Genomic DNA, 18,214 nt, shown 5'->3' with positions numbered 1-18,214 from the left:
AGGCCTGTGTAGTAATTTTGGGTAGTGGGCTGCCTGCCTATGCCGGATCGCTGGTTAGGACCTGAAGCACCAGGTCGAGCGCCGCCTGAACCGTCGCCTTGCGCACAGCATCTCGGCCGATATCGCCGAAGCGGTGCTCGATAACGACAGTCGCCAATTCGGAAGACACGGCAACATAGACGAGACCCACCGGCTTCTTCTCGCTACCGCCATCGGGCCCAGCAATGCCGGTGACGGCAACAGCGTAATCCACCCGGGCAGTGTTTCTCGCACCATCGGCCATGGCGCGCGCCACTTGATTGCTCACCGCGCCATAGTCGCGGATCAGGCGTGGCTGCACCTGGATCATGCGCGACTTTGCAGCATTGGCATAAGTGACATAGCCGCCATAAAGCGCTGCGGAAGCACCGGGAATATCGGTGAGCGCTGCCGCGATCATGCCGCCGGTACAGCTTTCGGCCGTGACCAGGGTCTGTTTGTTTGCGGTCAGAATGTCGATGATCTGGTTGCCCGTATCGGGTTTTGCCTTAACTGCCATTCAGTCGATCCTCGGCACTTCCACGCTTGCACTTGCCATTGCCACGATCCCTTCCTCCCGCCCGATGAAACCGAGCTTTTCGTTCGTTGTTGCCTTGACCGCCACGCGGCTCGCCGAAATTCCCAGGGTCTCGGCGATCACCGCGCACATGGCCGGGGCGTGTGTCGCAATCCTCGGCGCTTCTGCAACGATTGTCACGTCGCAATTGACAATCCGGCCGCCTTGCCTGGCGATGAGATCGGCAGCGTGGCGCAAAAATATGGTCGACGCGGCGCCTTTCCACTGCATATCGCTGGGCGGGAAGTGCACGCCGATATCCCCTTCGCCGATGGCGCCCAGAAGCGCGTCGGTCAGGGCGTGAAGAGCGACGTCTGCGTCTGAGTGGCCGTTGAGCCTTGCACTATGGGGGATGCGGACGCCCCCGAGCCAGACGGCGTCGCCGGGTTCGAAGGAATGAACGTCGTAACCCGTTCCGATGCGGGTTTCCATGCTCCGGCCTCCCATGAGGATTTGTTCACCGCGGACGAAGTCTTCCGGGTGCGTGAGTTTGATATTGTTGGGATCGCCTGTAACCATGGCGACGCGGAGTCCGGCCCATTCGGCAATCTCGGCATCGTCGGTAAAGTCGCGACGCACCGAGCCTGCGCGCATATGCGCCGATAAGATCTGACCAAAGCGGAAGCCCTGCGGGGTCTGGGCAGCGGACAACTGCCGGCGATCCTCTGTCGCCACAACTTCCTTGCCGTCCAGGCTCCGCTTGACCGTGTCCGTGAGGGGCAGGCCGGGCAGGGCGCCGTCATAGGACTGAAGGATTTCTATGACATCACCGATGAGATCGGCACTGACAAAGGGGCGCGCAGCATCCTGGATAAGCACCAGGTCCGGCCGTGACGGGGCGAGGGCCTTTAGCCCCTCAAGCACCGAGGCCTGACGGCTGGCACCCCCATGCACGGGCGGCAACAGCCGCCGGTCGGACAGGCCGAGAGCCTCATAGCGGTCAGCGTGGTCGCTGTTGATGACCGGGAGGACCTGCGTCACCTGTGGATGAGCAAGAAAGGCCTTGATCGTCCGGACCAGCACGGGAATTCCCGCAAGCGCCCGGTATTGCTTGGGGACGGCGTTACCGTCCGTGCCCATGCGCTCGCCTTTTCCCGCTGCGACGACAATGACGGCTATGGATTTTGAACGCATGAATATATAGGCACTGAGCTGGGGACCGTCATGTTCATACCGGTCTATCGCCCGCCTAGCCATGCGGCAAGAGCAGGGCTGATTTCATTAGCAGTCTGCACTTGAAGCGGTTGCGCGACAGTCCAAAATGATTATTGTGCGGGCACCATTTCGACTTTGACCATTTCTGGGGCATTTCGTGGCAAATAGTGCCTGCGCATTAAGCATTGGGGGGCATGCGTTCCGCAACCGCGCCCTCCTTGCGCCTATGGCTGGCATCACGGACAGGCCGTTTCGCGAGATTGCGGAGCGTTATGGCGCCGGCATGGTGGTGTCCGAGATGGTGGCCAGCGCGGCCCTCAGCACCGGTCATGGGGATATGGTGCGCAAGCTCAGCCGTTCCGGCCAATTGCCGCACATAGTGCAACTGGCCGGCTGCGAGCCCGGCTGGATGGCCGAGGGCGCCCGGATCGCCGAAGCGTCGGGAGCCAACATCATCGACATCAATTTCGGCTGCCCCGCCAAGCGCGTGACCAGCGGATATGCGGGGTCGGCGCTGATGCGCGTGCCCGACCAGGCGCTGGCTATCGTCGAGGCCGTCGTGAAGGCCACGAGCCGTCCGGTGACCGTCAAGATGCGCCTGGGCTGGGACGACGATAGCCTCAACGCGCCACAAATCGCGCGCCTGGCAGTCGACGCCGGAGCGCAGATGATCACGGTCCATGGACGGACGCGGCAGCAATTCTACAAAGGCGTGGCGCGCTGGCAATTGGTGCGTGCCGTGGTTGACGCCGTTGCTGTTCCTGTTGTCGTCAATGGCGACATCGTCGATGCAGACTCGGCAAAAGAGGCTCTGGAGCAGTCCGGCGCGGCGGCGGTCATGCTGGGTCGGGGGGCCCAGGGCCAACCCTGGCGCGTCGGGCAGATCGGCGCCGCACTGGAAGGACGACCGATTGAGCCCGCGCCGCAGGGCAAGGCGCTCGTCGCCCTCATTCAGCAGCACTATAGCGACATGCTGAGCGATTATGGCGTCGACGTCGGGCTGCGGGCAGCGCGCAAGCACCTGGGCTGGTACGCCGAAGCCGCAGGCCTTGCCTTCGATAAGCCGACACGCTCCAGCCTGCTGGACAATGATGATCCCAAGCAGGTTCTGTCGCTGATCGACACTTTATTTTCCGGCCAATGGAGGGCTGCGGCATGACCGCCCCCAGTCTCGACGTCGATTCCGTGCCGGCACGCGCGGTCCTGCAGGCGCTGCCGCAACCGATCCTGGTACTCGACGAGAAGCGGGGCATCCTTTTCGTGAACTACGCAGCCGAAGCTTTCTTTGGTGCTTCGCTCAGCGTTCTCACACGGCAAAACCTGGATGACCTCATCGCCTTCGGTTCGCCGATCATCTCCCTAGTCGAAACGGTGAGCATGCGCCGGGCGCCGATGACGGAATACCGGGTTCGGGTCGGGTCTTCGCGCTTCGGTGACGAGCGGATCGCCGACGTCTTTGCCAGCCCTATTTCTGACAATGACGGACGGGTGGCGGTGCTGATCCAGGAGCGGACCATGGCGGACAAGATCGACCGCCAGATGGTATCGCGCGGAGCGGCGCGATCGGTCACTGGGCTTGCCTCGATGCTGGCCCACGAAATCAAAAACCCTTTGTCAGGCATCCGTGGGGCGGCACAGCTTCTCGAGCAGTCGGTTCCATCCGAAGAAGTGCCGCTGGCCCGGCTGATCCGGGAGGAAACCGACCGGATCGTCGGGCTGATCGACCGGGTGGAAGTGTTCGGAGATGAGCGTCCGCTGGAGCGCGAGCCGATCAATATCCACGTGGTGCTCGATCGGGTGAAGCTGCTGGCCCGCAATGGCGTTGCGCGCGGCATCACGTTCTCGGAAGAATATGATCCCTCGCTGCCGCCGGTTTTCGGCAATCGGGATCAGCTCATCCAGATTTTTCTCAATCTCATCAAGAATGCGTCTGAAGCGCTCGAACGGACACAGAAGCCCGAAATCCGGATTTCGACCGCGTTTCGACCGGGTATTCGCATCAGCGTGGCTGGCGTCGCCGAACGCATCTCGCTACCGCTCGAAATCCTCATCGAGGACAATGGACCGGGCGTGCCGCAGGATATCCTGCCGTTCCTGTTCGATCCGTTCGTGACCACCAAGACCAATGGCTCGGGCCTCGGACTGGCGCTGGTTGCCAAGATCGTCGGTGACCATGGTGGGGTGATCGACTGCGATAGTCGTCCAGGCCGAACCCGCTTCCGCATCCTGCTGCCGGTTGCCAGTGGACCCTTTGAAATTAAAGCCGAAGCCGAAGAGGGTTCGAACCCATGAGCCATGTCGTTCTGCTCGCCGATGACGATGCCGCCATCCGCATGGTGCTCAACCAGGCCCTGACGCGGGCCGGATATGAGGTGCGCCCGACCGGCAACATATCGACCATGTGGAATTGGGTCAGCCGCGGGGAGGGGGATATTCTCATCACCGACGTCGCCATGCCTGACGGCAATGCCTTCGAGGTTATGCCCAAGATCAAGAAGCTGCGGCCTGACCTGCCCATGATCGTGATGAGTGCGCAGAACACATTCATGACGGCCATTCGCGCCTCGGAAGTAGGGGCATACGAGTATCTGCCGAAGCCATTCGACATCACCGAAGTGCTTTCGGTCGTGGCGCGCGCGCTGGCCGACGCCAAGAAGCCCAGCGCAGCCGAACGAAAGGCAGAGGAGGCCGGCGAGACGATGCCGCTGGTCGGCCGGTCGACCGCCATGCAGGACATCTATCGCGCCTTGGCCCGGCTGATGCAGACGGACCTCACCGTCATGATCACCGGCGAGAGCGGCACGGGCAAGGAGCTGGTCGCGCGGGCTCTGCATGACTTCGGCAAGCGCCGCAACGGCCCATTTGTTGCCATCAACATGGCCGCCATTCCACGCGACCTCATCGAAGCAGAATTGTTCGGGCACGAAAAGGGTGCCTTCACCGGCGCCAATACGCGCTCATCGGGTCGGTTCGAGCAGGCGGAAGGCGGCACGCTGTTTCTGGACGAGATCGGCGACATGCCGATGGATGCACAGACACGATTGCTGCGCGTTTTGCAGGAAGGCGAGTACACCATGGTCGGGGGGCGCAGTGCCATCAAGACCAATGTGCGCATCGTCGCCGCCACCCATCGCGACCTCAGCCAGATGATCCGGCAGGGTCTGTTCCGCGAGGACCTGTACTACCGCCTTAACGTTGTGCCGATCCGACTGCCGCCGCTGCGGGAACGGGTCGACGATATTCCCGATCTGACGCAGCACTTCCTCAGGCTGGCGCAACGCGAGGGTGAAGCACCGAAGACCATTTCGTCCGATGCCATCCGCCTGATGCAGAACTATTCCTGGCCCGGCAACATCCGCGAACTGGAGAATCTCGTCCGGCGCTTGTCGGCGCTTTATGCGGACGAGCAGATTTCACCCGAAATCGTCCAGAACGAGCTCAATATCAGCGATCGTCCGAGCGTGTCGGGTGGCTCGGGCCCGGTGGACATTTCCATGGCCGTGGAGACACATGTCGGCCAGATCCTGCGCGAATACGAGCCGAACCTGCCACCGGCCGGCCTTTATCAGCGGGTTATCGACAAGGTGGAAGCGCCATTGATCGCCATGGCGCTCAATGCCTGCGGCGGCAACCAGATCAAGGCCGCGGACCTGCTCGGGCTCAATCGCAACACCCTGCGCAAGAAGATCCGGACGCACAGCATCGAGATCGTCAAGCATAGCCGGCGCGGTGGGTGAAGGTAGGGGGGCCTGGCTTGCTACCCGGTAAAGCTGCGGACCAGCGAGCCTGCGACCAGGTACCAGCCGTCTACCAGCACAAAGAAAATGAGCTTGAACGGCAGGGAGATGACCACGGGGGGCAGCATCATCATGCCCATGCTCATCAACACCGATGCCACGACCATGTCGATGACGACGAAGGGCAGGAAAAGCAGGAAGCCGATTTCGAAAGCGCGCCGCAATTCCGAGATCATGAAGGCTGGCACGAGCAATTGCAGCGGGATGGCCTCGGGCACCTCGGGCGGCTCGGCATTTGTCAGGTCGAAAAAGAGCTCGAGATCCTTGTCACGCACATTGGCGCGCATGAATTCATGGATCGGTGCCGCGCCCGCTTCGAAGGCCTCTCCGATCTCGATCTGGCCGGCCATGAGCGGAGCAATGCCTTGGTCGTAGCTCTGCTGGAGCACGGGCTGCATGATGAACAGAGTGAGAAACAGCGCGAGCGAGATCATCACCGAATTCGGCGGCGCCGTCTGCAGGCCGATCGCCGTGCGCAGCAGCGACAGGACGACCACGATGCGGGTGAAGCTGGTGACCATCACCAGGATGGAGGGCGCCAGAGACAGAAGGGTGATCAGCCCGATGAGCTGGATCGCCCTTTCCGTCAGGGTCGTTTCGTCGCCGAAGTCGATGCTGAGGTCCTGGGCGCTCACGCCAACCGAGAAGGCAAAGACCAAGAGACCGGCCAATACGCACGGTAGAACCAGGCGCCAAGGGCGCCCGGGGGCTGGTTCAGCCTCTATTGGCTTCGTTGCTGCCGTCGTGCTCAAGCGCCGCGCCTTCGCTGGTCCCGCTTCTCTCGCCCTGTTTAGCTGAGTCGGTCGCGACTACGCTTCTTATGTCTGGGTTTTGCCCTGTTTCAGGGCCCAGTGGCCGCAGCAGGCCGGTCTGGCGCAGCGACACCCGCGTCTTGCGATCGCCGGCATGGCCAGATTGCTGAAGCTGATCCAGCAGCGTTTCCGGCTCGCGCCTTGGCGCAGGGGCATTGGGGCGGACGGTATCGACAACGGGTGGAGGCGTCGTGGGGCCGCTGCGGCGCGCCATGGGCTGTTGAACGGGACGACGGCCAGCAGGGGCGACAGTTTCCTCGACGGGAATACCCGTCTCGACAACGACATCGTGTGCGCCGCCCGTGAGAATGAGATGTTCGACATTGTCACGCCGTACAATCATCAATTGCCGCTTCTGGTCGATCACCAGAGTGTCGATGACGGCCAGGCGGCGATTTCGCCCCCGCACGCTGTTTCCCGACACCTTGGACAGGACCTTGAGCAGCCAGACGGCGAGAACAATCAGGACGATCACCGCGCCGAGGGCGAAGAGCATTGTCAGGACAGTGTTGCCGCTGCCGCCGAAGAGGCTGGAAATGAATTGCAAGGCCCGAGCTCCAAACCGCGTCCAAAGTCTTTTGGACGCTTGTATCCGATTCTAGCCGACAGACAGCCGGCGCGCCGAAGACGAATCCGCCACCGGCATTTCCTGCCTACTTATCGCAGCAATTGTGCAGATTGCGAGGCCAGTGCAGTGCATGACAGGGCTTCGTTAACGCTTGATTAACCATCAATCGGCAAGATTTGCCTATCTGGATGGTTTGGGGAGCGCGGCCGATGGGCCTCATGGACATGCCGGTTTTTTCGGCGCTGACCGATAAAATGCGCTGGCATCAGACCCGGCAAGGCTTGCTTGCTGAAAATGTCGCCAATGCCGAGACCCCCGGTTATCGCGGCCGCGACCTCAAGCAGTTCGATTCCGGGACAATGAGCGCCTTCAGTTCGGCATCGCTGTCCACCTCGGCGACCCAGCCGATGCATTTTTCGGTCTCGTCAGGCGTCGGTGGCTTCGATGCCCAGCGCATGGCCAATTTCGAGATTACGCCGGAAGGCAACGGCATCACGCTCGAAGAAGAGATGATGAAGGTCACCACCAACATGATGGACTACCAGGCCGCCACCAGTCTTTACCAGAAGTCAGTTCGTATCCTGCGCGTCGCGCTCGGCAAGAACGCCTGAGGAGGCCGGTCATGGATTTCAATTCCTCCCTTCGGATTGCGGCAACAGGCCTTCAGGCCCAGACGGCGCGTATGCGCGTCATCGCCGAAAACATCGCCAATGCCGATTCTGCAGGCAAGGCTCCTGGCGACGAGCCATATCGCCGTCGCATTCCTACCTTTCAGACTGTGTTCGACAACGAGGTCGGCGGCCGCGTGGTCGAGGTGGGGCGAATGGCCTACGACATGAGCGACTTCACATCGCGATACGAGCCTGGCCACCCCGCAGCCGATGCAACCGGCTATGTGCAGTATCCGAACGTAAACACATTGATCGAAACCGTGGACATGCGCGAAGCCCAGCGCAGCTACGAGGCCAATCTCAACGTCGTCACCGTGACCCGCCAGATGCTCGGGCGCACGCTCGATATCTTGCGCGGCTGACGGCAACATAGGGGCATACCGAGATGGCAATTTCTACACCGTTCAACGCAGCTACAGCCGCCTACGGCAATGCGAGCCGGCTGATCAACCAGGCGGCGCGCCCAAGTACCGACCTGACCGCCAAAGCCAGCGAGGGCGCCAATTTCGCCGACATCCTGGCGCAGAATGTGCAGGGCGTCGTCGAGCAGGGCAAGACTTCGGACCAGATGGCCATGGACATGGTCAACGGCAAGGCCAATGTCGTGGACATGGTCACCGCATTGTCGGAAACCGAAATGGCTATCGAAAGCATGGTGACGATCCGCGATCGCGTGATCTCCGCCTATGAAGAAATCATGCGTATGCCGATCTGACGGCAACTTGTCGTGGATGGATCGCAAACTTGCCCGTGACCGCGATGCACCCCAGCCGTCGGGGGTATAGTCTGGTTTCGTGATTCCACTGGAAAGCCCGTTATGACCGGCGCGGAAGTCCTCGATATTGCCACCCAGGGCATCTGGACCCTGCTCATCGTATCCATGCCGATGATGCTGGTCGGGCTTATCGTCGGCGTCGTGATCGCGCTGTTCCAGGCCCTGACCCAAATTCAGGAAATGACCTTGGTCTTCGTGCCCAAGATCATCGCCATTTTCATCACGATGCTGATTGCGCTTCCTTTTTTGGGCGCTACCATGTCCGCCTATATGGATCGCGTCGTGGACATGATCATCGTGGGCTTCTGAGGTGACGATCAGCCTCGACTGGCTCCCAGCCACGGCTTTTACCTACATTATTCTCTTTGCCCGCATCGGGGCGATGATGATGCTCATGCCCGCATTGGGCGAGCAGATGATACCGGTCCGGATGCGGCTCAGCTTTGCGCTCGCCTTTACCCTGGTGCTGTTCCCGCTGCTGTCAGAAGTGCTGCCCGCGATGCCGGCAGACCTGGGGGGCAGTGTGGGTCTTCTGGCGCATGAGCTGGCGGTCGGGCTTATCATCGGCGCCATTATCCGCATTACCGTGATGGCGACCCAGGTTGCCGGTGCCATCGTGGCTTTCCAGACGGGTCTTTCCGGCGCGCTCGCCGCCGACCCGACGATGAGCGGCATGCAAAGTGCGGTTTTTGCCAGCTTTCTTTCGTTTTTGGGCGTCACGCTGATCTTTGCGACCGACCTTCATCACATGGCGCTGGCGGCGATCTACGACAGCTACATGGTGTTTTCGCCGACCGACCCGCTGATGTTCGAGGATGCCATGCAGCTTGCCGTGCGCACGGTTTCTGGCGCATTCACCGTTGGGGTGCAGATGTCGGCCCCGTTCATCGTGTTCGGTCTCGTGTTCAATCTCGGCGCGGGCATCCTGGCGCGGTTGATGCCGCAATTGCAGGTCTACTTCGTGCTCATGCCCGCCAATATCATTGTCGGCCTGCTGCTGTTCGCCATTTTGCTGACAATGATGATGGGTTGGTATCTCACGGCATTCGAGAACCATCTCGCGATGTGGAGGGGGTGATCGATGTCCGATGAAGCCCCTGACAAGGACTCCAAAACAGAAGACCCCTCCCACAAAAAGCTCGAGGACGCGCACAAAAAGGGCGATGTTGCCAAGAGCCAGGAGGTGACCACCTGGTTCATGCTGCTCGGATCGGCCATCGTCTTCACGGCCATGGCTCCGTGGGCAAGCGCACATCTCAGCGCGACCTTGAGCCTTGCCCTCATGAATGCCGACCAGTTCGACCTTACAGGCTCCGGCTTTGCCGATTTTTTCAATGGCCTGGCGGTGACCATGTTGGTCGTCGTCCTTGCGCCGCTCTCGGTTCTCTATGTGTGTGGCGTGGTGGCCAACCTGATCCAGCATAAGCCGGTCTGGTCCGCGGAGCCGGTGACACCAAAACTCTCCAAGATATCGCCCCTCTCGGGCGCGAAGCGCCTCTTCTCCACCGAGGCCCTGGTCAATTTCGCCAAGGGGCTGTTCAAGATCGCGGTGGTGGGCACCGTCGTTGTGGTCGTCTGCTGGCCCGAGCGAGATCGGCTCGATACGATGGTCACAGCCGATCCACTCTTCATCCTGCTCGATTTCCAGGAAATCGGTATCAAGATCTTTGCAGCCACCCTGGCGATCGTTACGGCTGTTGCAGCCGCCGATTATTTCTACGTCCGCCAGAAATGGTGGAAGCGCCAGATGATGACAGTCCAGGAGACGCGCGAGGAATATAAGCAAATGGAGGGTGACCCGCACGTGAAGGGTCGAATCCGTCAGCTGCGTCAGGATCGTGCCAGAAAGCGAATGATGTCAGCAGTGCCTGACGCCACAGTGGTGGTGACGAACCCGACCCACTTTGCCGTTGCGCTGAAGTACGACAAGTCGATGGCTGCACCCAAGTGTGTCGCCAAGGGAGCCGACGCGGTGGCCCTGCGCATTCGTGCAGTGGCAACGGAAAATGATGTGCCCATTGTCGAAAATCCGCCCTTGGCCCGTGCGCTGTTCGCCTCCGTCGAGGTCGATGAAGCCATTCCCAATGAACATTTCAAGGCGGTAGCGGAGGTCATCGGGTTCGTGATGAAGCTGAAAAAGCCTAGTTCCGGCTGGAAAGCTGGGGCCTGACAGAACCCGTGACACGTCAGTGTCACATTTTGGCAACAATTCTCTTGAAGGGTCCGCCGAATTGGGTCAGGCTTCCTCTTCACCTCGGGCCTAGGTCATTTGGCACGACGGGACAGATGCCGCCGCCAATGGCGCCGGGCAAACAGGAGATGTAGCCAGTTCATGACCGATGTGGTCACCCCACCAATGGATGAGACCGCCGAACGTCCGCAGAAGGCGCCAAGGTGGCGGATTCCCCGGTTCGGAATGGAGCAGAACCGCTCCCTGCGCGTGCTCGGCTTCGTGGTGGTGTGTGCGTCTGTGCTGATGTCGACGATCTCGTTCCTGATCCTGTCGGGAACAACCGGGATCGAGCCGTCGCCCGGAATTTGGACGGTGATCTGGATCGTTACGGGGCTTTTGGTCCTCCTCGTGATCGCGCTGGTGGTCACCGAGGCCATGCTGCTGGTTCAGGCCCGCATGCGCCGGGTTCCAGGGTCCGGCATGCAGGTCCGCATGGTGACCATGTTTGCAGTGGTGGCCGGAGTGCCGGCGGCACTGGTGGCCGTGGTGGCGACCATCGCGCTCAATCAGGGTCTCGACCAATGGTTCTCCGAACGGACGCGGTCCATGGTCGAAAGTTCGCGGCTTGTGGCGCGGTCATACATGCTCGAGCACGCTCAGGTCCTGCGGGACGATATCATCTGGGTCGCGTCCGAACTCGAACAAGCCCGCAACACCTATGAGAGCGATCCGCAGCGGTTCGAGCGCGTGCTGACGGCCCTGGCTGTGACCCGTTCATTGCCCTACACGTCACTGCTCGACCGGTCGGGTGCGGAAATCATGCGGGCGCAGATTTCGGTCGGCAGCAATTATCCGAGGCCGCCTCCAGACATTACCGAGGGCGTGGTGGAGGGCATTCCGACACAGATCGCGCCCGGTTCCACGCAGTTCATCGGATCGATCGTCAAGCTGCGTGGCTACGAGGAAACCTATTTGTTCGTGGTGCGTCCGGTCGATGCGGAAGTACTTCAATATATGCGGCTAACTGACGAGAATATCACTGAATATCGTCAGTATGCCTCCAACCGCCTTGTGTTTCAGATCACCTTTACGATCATGTATGTGGGTCTGGCTGTGGTCTTGCTTCTGGCCGCTCTGTGGATCGGGATCGCACTGGCGAACCGCTTCGTGGATCCGATCCGAAACCTGATGATCGCATCGCGCCGGGTCAGCGGCGGCGACCTCGACGTGCAGGTGCCGGTGCAGGAGGGCAGGGGCGATCTTCGTGACCTGTCCAACGGCTTCAACCGCATGACGCAGCAACTCAAGACGCAGCGCGAGGAGCTATTGAAGGCCAACGAGGTCAACGAGAAAAGGCGCCAATTTACCGAGGCAGTGGTGGAGGGCGTCTCGGCGGGGATCATCGGACTTGATCCCTATGGAGCCGTTACCCTGGTCAATGCACGCGCGTGCGACATGCTGGGCAAGAGCGAAATCGAGCTGATGGGCGAGAAAATGGAAGACATCCTTCCCGAGATCGCCCCGACGATGGAGAAGGCTCGCTCGGCGCGCCGTGGTCAGGTTCGCGATCAGATCCAATTGGGCAACGAAACGGACCGCCGAATCTACCAGGTACAGCTGACACGCGAAGGCACGATCACCGAGTCCAAGGGCTATGTACTGACGTTCGACGACATTACCGATCTGGAATCGGCGCAGCGCACCAGTGCGTGGGCGGACGTCGCTCGCCGGATCGCCCACGAGATCAAGAACCCGCTGACGCCCATTCAGCTGTCTGCGGAGCGTCTGCGTCGGCGCTATGGAAACAAGCTCGAGGACGACCGGGAAGTATTCGAGAAATGCATCAACACGATTGTCCGTCAGGTGGGCGACATCGGTCGCATGGTGGACGAGTTTTCTTCCTTTGCGCGCATGCCTGAATCTGCCCCGGAAATCGCGGATCTCAGTGATACGGTGCGGCAGGCCGTGTTCCTCGAAAGCGTGCGCCTGCCAGAAGTCAATATCGTCACGCTGCTCCCCGAAGACGCCATCGAAGCCTGGTTTGACACCAGACTTGTGTCGCAAGTCCTTACAAATCTGATCAAAAATGCCGTGGAGGCGTTCGAGGGGCTGGCCTTGTCCGAGGATTGGCAGCCTACGATCACCGTCGAAGCCCATATCGAAGGAAAACACGCGCGCATCGCGGTGTCGGACAATGGCAAGGGGTGGCCCAAGGAGAACCGCCAACGGCTGCTCGAACCTTACATGACCACGCGCGAAAAGGGCACCGGACTAGGCCTTGCCATTGTCGCGCGCATCATCGAACAGCATGGCGGCATCGTGGAACTGATCGATGCCGAGCCCGACCCGCAGGGCAGGGTGGGTGCCTGCGTCACCTTTACGCTGCCGATGCATTCCCCTGCTAGCAATTCAAGCGAGGACGAAGCCGCCTCTGCGGCAATGTCGTCCCACAAGGAGGAGCCGCGTCTTGCTGCGGCTATTCATAAGTAAATGGCTTTGGACATCCTGATTATCGATGACGAGGACGATATCCGCGACCTGATCGCGGGCATTCTCGATGACGAAGGCTTCGAAACCCGCCAGGCACATGACGCCGACAGCGGGCTTAACGAAATCGCGCGGCGGCGTCCGAGCCTGGTCTTCCTGGACATATGGATGCAGGGTTCGCGTCTCGACGGACTGCAATTGCTGGATGTGTTTCAAAGCCAGCATCCGGATATGCCCGTGGTGATGATCTCCGGGCATGGCAATGTCGAGACGGCGGTTTCCGCCATCCGTCGCGGCGCATACGACTATATCGAGAAGCCCTTCAAGATCGACAGGCTGCTGCACATCACACAGCGGGCGATGGAAGCAACGCGCCTCAGAAGCGAAGTGGCCGAGCTCAAGGAGCGTTCGCCCAGCAAGAGTGCCGAAATGGTGGGTTCGTCTCCGGCCTTGCAACAGGTTAAGGCGATAATTGAAAAGTCCGCGCCCACCAATTCGCGCATCTTCATTTCCGGCCCCTCAGGCGCCGGCAAAGGCCTGGTTGCGCGGTTGATTCACCATCGCAGCCCGCGAACCAACGCGCCCTTTGTCGAGATCAATGCGTCGCTTTATGCCCCGGACGAAGTTGCCGTCGTGCTCTTTGGTCGGGAACAGCGGGAGAAGACCGGACTGCTCAAGGTCGAAGTCGGTGCTCTTGAACGCGCACATGGAGGCACGCTGTATCTCTCCGAGGTCACGACGCTTCCGCAGCCCGTACAGGCTGCGCTGCTGCGCACACTGGTCGAAAACCGCTTCAACCGGGTCGGCGGATCGCAGGCCGTGCCGATCGATGTGCGGATCATTGCATCGAGTTCGCAGAACGTGGCCTCGCAGATCGATGCCGGCGAGTTCCGGTCCGATCTCTTCCACCGGCTATCCATCGTTCCCCTGCCATTGACGCCGCTGCGTGATCGACGAGAGGACGTGCCGCCGCTGGTCTCCGTGTTCATCGACCAGGTCTGCCGCATGCACAATTTGCAGCGCCTGACGATCGGTTTGGACGCAATGGCGGTGCTGCAGGCACAGGACTGGCCTGGCAACGCGCGGCAATTGCGCAATTCGATTGAGCGCCTGCTCATCCTGATGAAGGACCAACAGCCCGAGGACGGAGTGATTACAGCCACCATGCTGCCGTCCGACATCGGCGAGGTGCTTCCCACAGTGGGCGACACGGATTCGTCCGCCCATCTGATGAGCCTGCCGCTCCGAGAGGCGCGGGAGGTTTTCGAGCGGCAATACCTGCTGGCGCAGATCGAGCGGTTCGGCGGCAATATTTCCAAGACGGCCGAGTTCGTCGGCATGGAGCGCAGCGCCTTGCATCGAAAGATCAAATCGCTCGGCTTGTAACCAGATGAGAATGCTTTCGTGCCATGCATGCGGCGCGGGTAGGCATCACGAACCTTGTGTGCCATAGTGCGAGACATAAGAGAAATCCGGGCATGAAGAACTGGGCGGCAGTTCCTTGGGTCCGGGCGCAAAATACTGCGACGACAACAGCGACAATCAATGCCGCGATAAAAGAGGCCACGAATGGCTAGCGAAAAGCAGCAAAACCTGCAGGATTCCTTTCTCAATCACGTCAGAAAGCAGAAGGTCCCGGTTACCATCTTCCTGGTGAACGGCGTCAAGCTCCAGGGTGTCATCACCTGGTTCGATAATTTCTGCCTGCTGCTTCGGCGTGACGCGCAGTCGCAACTGGTTTATAAGCACGCCATCTCAACGATCATGCCCGGGGCGCCGATCCAGCTTTTCGATCCCGAGCAAAATCAAGATCACGACTGACGGATTTACATGGGCGAGTTTGACGAGGACGGGGACGCCATTTCGGGCGGCCCCAAGCCGTATATAGATCGGCAGGAAAAGCCGACCCGCACTGGCCTTGTCTGCCCAGACGTTCGTGGAAAATTGAGTTCTCACGACATTGATGCCCGACAGGCCGAATTCGAGGGCCTGGCAGGCGCAATCAGGCTTGATATCGCCTTTTCCGAAGTGGTCAAGGTGCGCGAAATTCGGCCCGCGACCTATATGGGCGCAGGCCATGTCGAGGCGCTCGCGGAACGAGTCAAGGCCGAGCATATCGAACTGCTTCTGGTCGATGCAGCCTTGTCCCCGATCCAGCAACGCAATCTTGAGCGGGAGACCGGCACAAAGGTTCTCGACCGAACCGCTCTGATCCTTGAAATTTTCGGAGAGCGCGCCGCCACTAGAGAGGGTGTGCTGCAGGTCGAACTCGCCCATCTTAATTATCAGAAGGGGCGTCTCGTGCGCTCCTGGACCCACCTCGAACGCCAGCGTGGCAGCGGCGGCATGGGGTTCATGGGCGGTCCTGGTGAAACCCAGATCGAAAGCGACCGCCGGCAAATCAGCGACCGCATCGCTTTGCTTGAAGCCAGGCTGGACAAGGTCAAGAAGACACGTGCCCAGCAGCGTAGCCAGCGAACACGGGCACAGATCCCTGTGGTCGCCCTAGTCGGCTACACCAATGCCGGCAAGTCGAGCCTTTTCAATCGCTTGACCGGGGCAGGGGTGTTTGCCGAAGACCTGCTGTTCGCTACGCTGGACACTACGGTTCGCAAGATCGAGCTCCCTCATGGTCGCGAAGTCATGCTCAGTGACACTGTGGGCTTCGTCGCTGATCTGCCGCATGATTTGGTGGCTGCGTTTCGCGCCACGCTCGAAGAGGTTACCGACGCCGACATCATTCTGCATGTGCGCGACATCGCCAATCCCGATCACGCCGCACAGGCCCAGGACGTGTTGACTGTCCTCGAAGAACTTGGCGTCTCGTCGGAGGTAACGCCGATAATCGAGGTCTGGAACAAGATCGACCTCCTGGATGAGCCTGGCCTGGTTCTTGCGGCGGCGACGCCCGTGGGCAAGGTGCTCGCCACCCTGCCGCTTTCGGCGCATACGGGGCAGGGTGTCGATCAATTGCTTCTGCAGATCGAAACGTCACTGGGTGAGCAAAGCCGGACATATCACGTGCACGTGCCGCACACGGCAGGCAGCGATATTGGCTGGCTGCACAATCATGCCGAAGTGATTTCCCGGGACGAGCCTACGGAGAAGGGCTCCGACTTCGTCGTGCGCGTCGATCCACGCCATCGCTCGGCCTTTCTCGAACGCTTCAACGGCAGGATCGCAACAAGCGAAATCTAGGACTTGTCGCGCGCCCGGATCTCGTTCCAATAGCCGTCCAGCCGCTCCAAGCCGGCCGCTTCAGGGGCGATGGCGTCTTCGCGGCACCGCGCTTCGACGTGATGAAAACGGCGGGTGAACTTCGAGTTGGCATCACGCAGGGCGGCTTCAGGATCAATTCCGGCCTTGCGGGCCAGATTGGCCACGGCAAACAGCAGATCGCCGACTTCCTCATGAATGGCCGCCGCATCGCCCGATAACTCGGCGTCGGCGACCTCTGCCAGCTCCTCTGCCACCTTTGCCCGAACGGCAGGCAGGTCCGGCCAATCGAAGCCGACTTTGGCGGCCCGCTTGGTGAGCTTTTCCGCACGGGCGAGGGCGGGCAGGACTTGTGGCACGTCATCAAGGACGGACGGTTCCGTATCGCCCTTGCGTGCGGCCTTCTGGGCGCGCTCGCCCACCTTGATGGCTTCCCAGCGGTCCTGTGCATCGTCGGCGCCGTCCGCAATAACGTCGCCGAAGACGTGTGGATGTCGACGGATCAGCTTCTCGGTGATGGCATAGACGACGTCGCCAATGTCGAAGTGGCCAGCCTCCTTGGCCATTTGCGCGTGATAGATCGGCTGCAAGAGCAGGTCGCCCAATTCCTCGCGCAGATCGACGAAATCCTCGCGCTCTATGGCGTCGGCAACTTCATATGCCTCTTCGATCGTGTAGTGACGGATCGACCGAAAATCCTGCTCAAGGTCCCATGGGCAGCCGCCATCCGGATTGCGGAGCGCTGCCATGATTTCGATCAGTCGGGAGATATCGCGGGACGGCTGCATGGGATGGTTCTCGGGTGGCTGAATCGTCGGCGCACCATATCGCGCATCTCGTCAGGGTTCAGCACTTTTGCCATCGGCAGTGGGGTCTATGAGAATGTTCCGCCCCAAAACGGCAAAGCATTAGTTCGCATAATATATAGACCCGCGCCCCATAACCCCGCTCGATTGTATCGAAAGGGGACACAATTGCAGAATGCAATCAAAAAGTATCTGTTGGAGCCGCTGCTGCCTCGCATCGGCACCGCAGTCGCGGGGCCGATGATTGCCTACGGGCTTAATGCGGACCTGTCGCATGCGACCGGCGCATTTGTCATCGCGGGCGTGGGGCTCGCCTATGATTGGGTCGCCCACTTCGTCACGCTGCGCATGGCGAAGGACAAGGCCGTTACCAACTTCGTCAACCGGAACGCCCTCTGATGAGCGGCTACTGGATTGACGACGACGCCAACCCGTTCAACCAAATGAGTTGGACGCGTGGCGGCGGTGGGTACGACAATTCCGGTACCCACAAAAGCAATGAGCTACGCTCGGAAGCGATGGAAGGCGCGGGCGCTGCGGCGCTCCCGCATTTCGCAAATGCCGGTGTGGCTGCGGCGTCCACGCCCGGCCTTTCATATGTCGTCGTTGGCGACAATGTGCTTCGCGTCGACGGGCGCAATGCGCCCGGTTCCGGGCCGGGCGTCGGGCAAGCTGCGACCGGTTCCGGCGACACGTCTGGACCTGGTGCTGGCGCAGTAGCTTCGACAAGCGCCAGAACGTCCGGCGCGGGGTCGTCGCTCGTCATTAATTCCGGGGGTCTCAAGACGACAGACCTGTTTGTCGGCGGGCGCAAACTCGCCAAGGACGAGGGGACCTCGGACGGCGGAGACTTTGAAGATCGCTGGGGCGAGTGGGGCGGAGCTATCGCCGGTATCGGCGTAATGCTCTCGGATCACTGGCAAATCCTGCAGGAGTACAACCGCGCTTCGGTTGAGGCGGAGCCTCTGCGCGGCGGCGGCGGGTTTGACCGTATCGTCAAGTCTTGGGGCGAGATGGTCCAGCAGAATTCTAGCGCTCGCCTTCGTCAAGACGGCGTCGTCGTCAAAACCGGGGGCGGGTTCTGATCACCAGCTGATACCGCCCGCCATGGTCAGCACTAATACGGCCATGGCGGTGAGCGCCAGCAAGTTCAGGCCGA

General features: G+C 60.7%; 20 protein-coding genes. 15 read left to right on the top strand and 5 right to left on the bottom strand.

Going from position 1 to position 18,214, the window contains the following annotated elements; all coding sequences use genetic code 11:
- Positions 1-37 precede the first annotated feature (37 nt).
- Both VE26_RS06450 and VE26_RS06445 read right to left on the bottom strand, forming a co-directional pair.
- Positions 38-538 (bottom strand): CinA family protein, encoded by a 501-nt coding sequence (locus VE26_RS06450; protein WP_084620050.1) that lies wholly within the window; start codon positions 536-538, stop codon positions 38-40.
- Positions 539-1,729: a bifunctional 2-C-methyl-D-erythritol 4-phosphate cytidylyltransferase/2-C-methyl-D-erythritol 2,4-cyclodiphosphate synthase gene (locus tag VE26_RS06445; RefSeq protein ID WP_046104230.1), complete on the bottom strand. Its 1,191-nt coding sequence runs from the start codon at positions 1,727-1,729 to the stop codon at positions 539-541.
- A 178-nt stretch (positions 1,730-1,907) separates the two neighbouring features.
- Here VE26_RS06445 and dusB point away from each other — a divergent pair, with 178 nt between their 5' ends.
- The 3 genes from dusB to ntrC are packed head-to-tail and all read left to right on the top strand — an operon-like array spanning position 1,908 to position 5,487.
- On the top strand, positions 1,908-2,909 hold the full coding sequence (dusB, locus tag VE26_RS06440; RefSeq protein WP_084620048.1) for a tRNA dihydrouridine synthase DusB: 1,002 nt from the start codon (positions 1,908-1,910) through the stop codon (positions 2,907-2,909).
- A complete protein-coding gene (locus VE26_RS06435; protein WP_046105097.1) occupies positions 2,906-4,042 on the top strand; it encodes a two-component system sensor histidine kinase NtrB in 1,137 nt (378 codons plus the stop codon). The genes dusB and VE26_RS06435 overlap by 4 nt, the downstream gene beginning before the upstream one ends.
- Entirely contained in the window at positions 4,039-5,487 is a 1,449-nt protein-coding gene (gene ntrC / locus VE26_RS06430; protein ID WP_046104228.1) for a nitrogen regulation protein NR(I), read from the top strand. The genes VE26_RS06435 and ntrC overlap by 4 nt, the downstream gene beginning before the upstream one ends.
- A gap of 20 nt (positions 5,488-5,507) precedes the next feature.
- Here ntrC and fliP read toward each other — a convergent pair whose 3' ends face one another.
- Together fliP and VE26_RS06420 are read right to left on the bottom strand one after the other, a co-directional pair.
- The gene (fliP, locus tag VE26_RS06425; protein WP_244465640.1) at positions 5,508-6,218 is read right to left on the bottom strand and encodes a flagellar type III secretion system pore protein FliP; all 711 of its coding nucleotides are present in this window, start codon (positions 6,216-6,218) and stop codon (positions 5,508-5,510) included.
- Positions 6,219-6,261: 43 nt separating this feature from the next.
- Positions 6,262-6,906 carry a flagellar biosynthetic protein FliO gene (locus tag VE26_RS06420; RefSeq protein ID WP_046104227.1) on the bottom strand — a complete coding sequence of 215 codons (645 nt, stop codon included), beginning with the start codon at positions 6,904-6,906 and terminating at the stop codon, positions 6,262-6,264.
- A gap of 230 nt (positions 6,907-7,136) precedes the next feature.
- Here VE26_RS06420 and VE26_RS06415 point away from each other — a divergent pair, with 230 nt between their 5' ends.
- The 10 genes from VE26_RS06415 to hflX all read left to right on the top strand — a co-directional run bounded on the left by VE26_RS06415 (position 7,137) and on the right by hflX (position 16,231).
- Positions 7,137-7,538 carry a flagellar basal body rod protein FlgB gene (locus VE26_RS06415; RefSeq protein ID WP_046104226.1) on the top strand — a complete coding sequence of 134 codons (402 nt, stop codon included), beginning with the start codon at positions 7,137-7,139 and terminating at the stop codon, positions 7,536-7,538.
- A gap of 11 nt (positions 7,539-7,549) precedes the next feature.
- A complete protein-coding gene (gene flgC / locus VE26_RS06410; protein WP_046104225.1) occupies positions 7,550-7,960 on the top strand; it encodes a flagellar basal body rod protein FlgC in 411 nt (136 codons plus the stop codon).
- Between the two features lie 23 nt (positions 7,961-7,983).
- On the top strand, positions 7,984-8,313 hold the full coding sequence (gene fliE, locus VE26_RS06405) for a flagellar hook-basal body complex protein FliE (protein ID WP_152658741.1): 330 nt from the start codon (positions 7,984-7,986) through the stop codon (positions 8,311-8,313).
- Positions 8,314-8,415: 102 nt separating this feature from the next.
- The gene (gene fliQ, locus VE26_RS06400) at positions 8,416-8,682 is read left to right on the top strand and encodes a flagellar biosynthesis protein FliQ (protein ID WP_046104224.1); all 267 of its coding nucleotides are present in this window, start codon (positions 8,416-8,418) and stop codon (positions 8,680-8,682) included.
- Position 8,683: 1 nt separating this feature from the next.
- Positions 8,684-9,451 (top strand): flagellar biosynthetic protein FliR, encoded by a 768-nt coding sequence (fliR, locus tag VE26_RS06395; RefSeq protein WP_046104223.1) that lies wholly within the window; start codon positions 8,684-8,686, stop codon positions 9,449-9,451.
- Between the two features lie 3 nt (positions 9,452-9,454).
- On the top strand, positions 9,455-10,543 hold the full coding sequence (gene flhB, locus VE26_RS06390) for a flagellar biosynthesis protein FlhB (RefSeq protein ID WP_046104222.1): 1,089 nt from the start codon (positions 9,455-9,457) through the stop codon (positions 10,541-10,543).
- 162 nt (positions 10,544-10,705) lie between these two features.
- The gene (locus VE26_RS06385; RefSeq protein WP_084620046.1) at positions 10,706-13,036 is read left to right on the top strand and encodes a sensor histidine kinase NtrY-like; all 2,331 of its coding nucleotides are present in this window, start codon (positions 10,706-10,708) and stop codon (positions 13,034-13,036) included.
- On the top strand, positions 13,037-14,419 hold the full coding sequence (ntrX, locus tag VE26_RS06380) for a nitrogen assimilation response regulator NtrX (RefSeq protein WP_046104221.1): 1,383 nt from the start codon (positions 13,037-13,039) through the stop codon (positions 14,417-14,419).
- A 183-nt stretch (positions 14,420-14,602) separates the two neighbouring features.
- A complete protein-coding gene (gene hfq / locus VE26_RS06375; protein WP_046104220.1) occupies positions 14,603-14,854 on the top strand; it encodes an RNA chaperone Hfq in 252 nt (83 codons plus the stop codon).
- A 9-nt stretch (positions 14,855-14,863) separates the two neighbouring features.
- Positions 14,864-16,231 carry a GTPase HflX gene (hflX, locus tag VE26_RS06370; RefSeq protein WP_084620044.1) on the top strand — a complete coding sequence of 456 codons (1,368 nt, stop codon included), beginning with the start codon at positions 14,864-14,866 and terminating at the stop codon, positions 16,229-16,231.
- Here hflX and mazG read toward each other — a convergent pair.
- The gene (gene mazG / locus VE26_RS06365; RefSeq protein WP_046104219.1) at positions 16,228-17,037 is read right to left on the bottom strand and encodes a nucleoside triphosphate pyrophosphohydrolase; all 810 of its coding nucleotides are present in this window, start codon (positions 17,035-17,037) and stop codon (positions 16,228-16,230) included. The two genes, hflX and mazG, sit on opposite strands and share 4 nt — an antisense overlap.
- Positions 17,038-17,223: 186 nt before the next feature.
- On the opposite strand from mazG, the gene VE26_RS06360 reads away from it, so the two are divergent.
- Positions 17,224-17,454, top strand: a complete 231-nt coding sequence (locus VE26_RS06360) for a hypothetical protein (RefSeq protein ID WP_046104218.1) — start codon at positions 17,224-17,226, stop codon at positions 17,452-17,454.
- Positions 17,454-18,140 carry a hypothetical protein gene (locus VE26_RS06355; RefSeq protein ID WP_046104217.1) on the top strand — a complete coding sequence of 229 codons (687 nt, stop codon included), beginning with the start codon at positions 17,454-17,456 and terminating at the stop codon, positions 18,138-18,140. The genes VE26_RS06360 and VE26_RS06355 overlap by 1 nt, the downstream gene beginning before the upstream one ends.
- The last annotated feature ends 74 nt before the right edge of the window (positions 18,141-18,214 follow it).

The organism is Devosia chinhatensis (assembly GCF_000969445.1).
GTDB lineage: Bacteria > Pseudomonadota > Alphaproteobacteria > Rhizobiales > Devosiaceae > Devosia > Devosia chinhatensis.
This window is presented reverse-complemented; position numbering and strand designations above follow the sequence as displayed.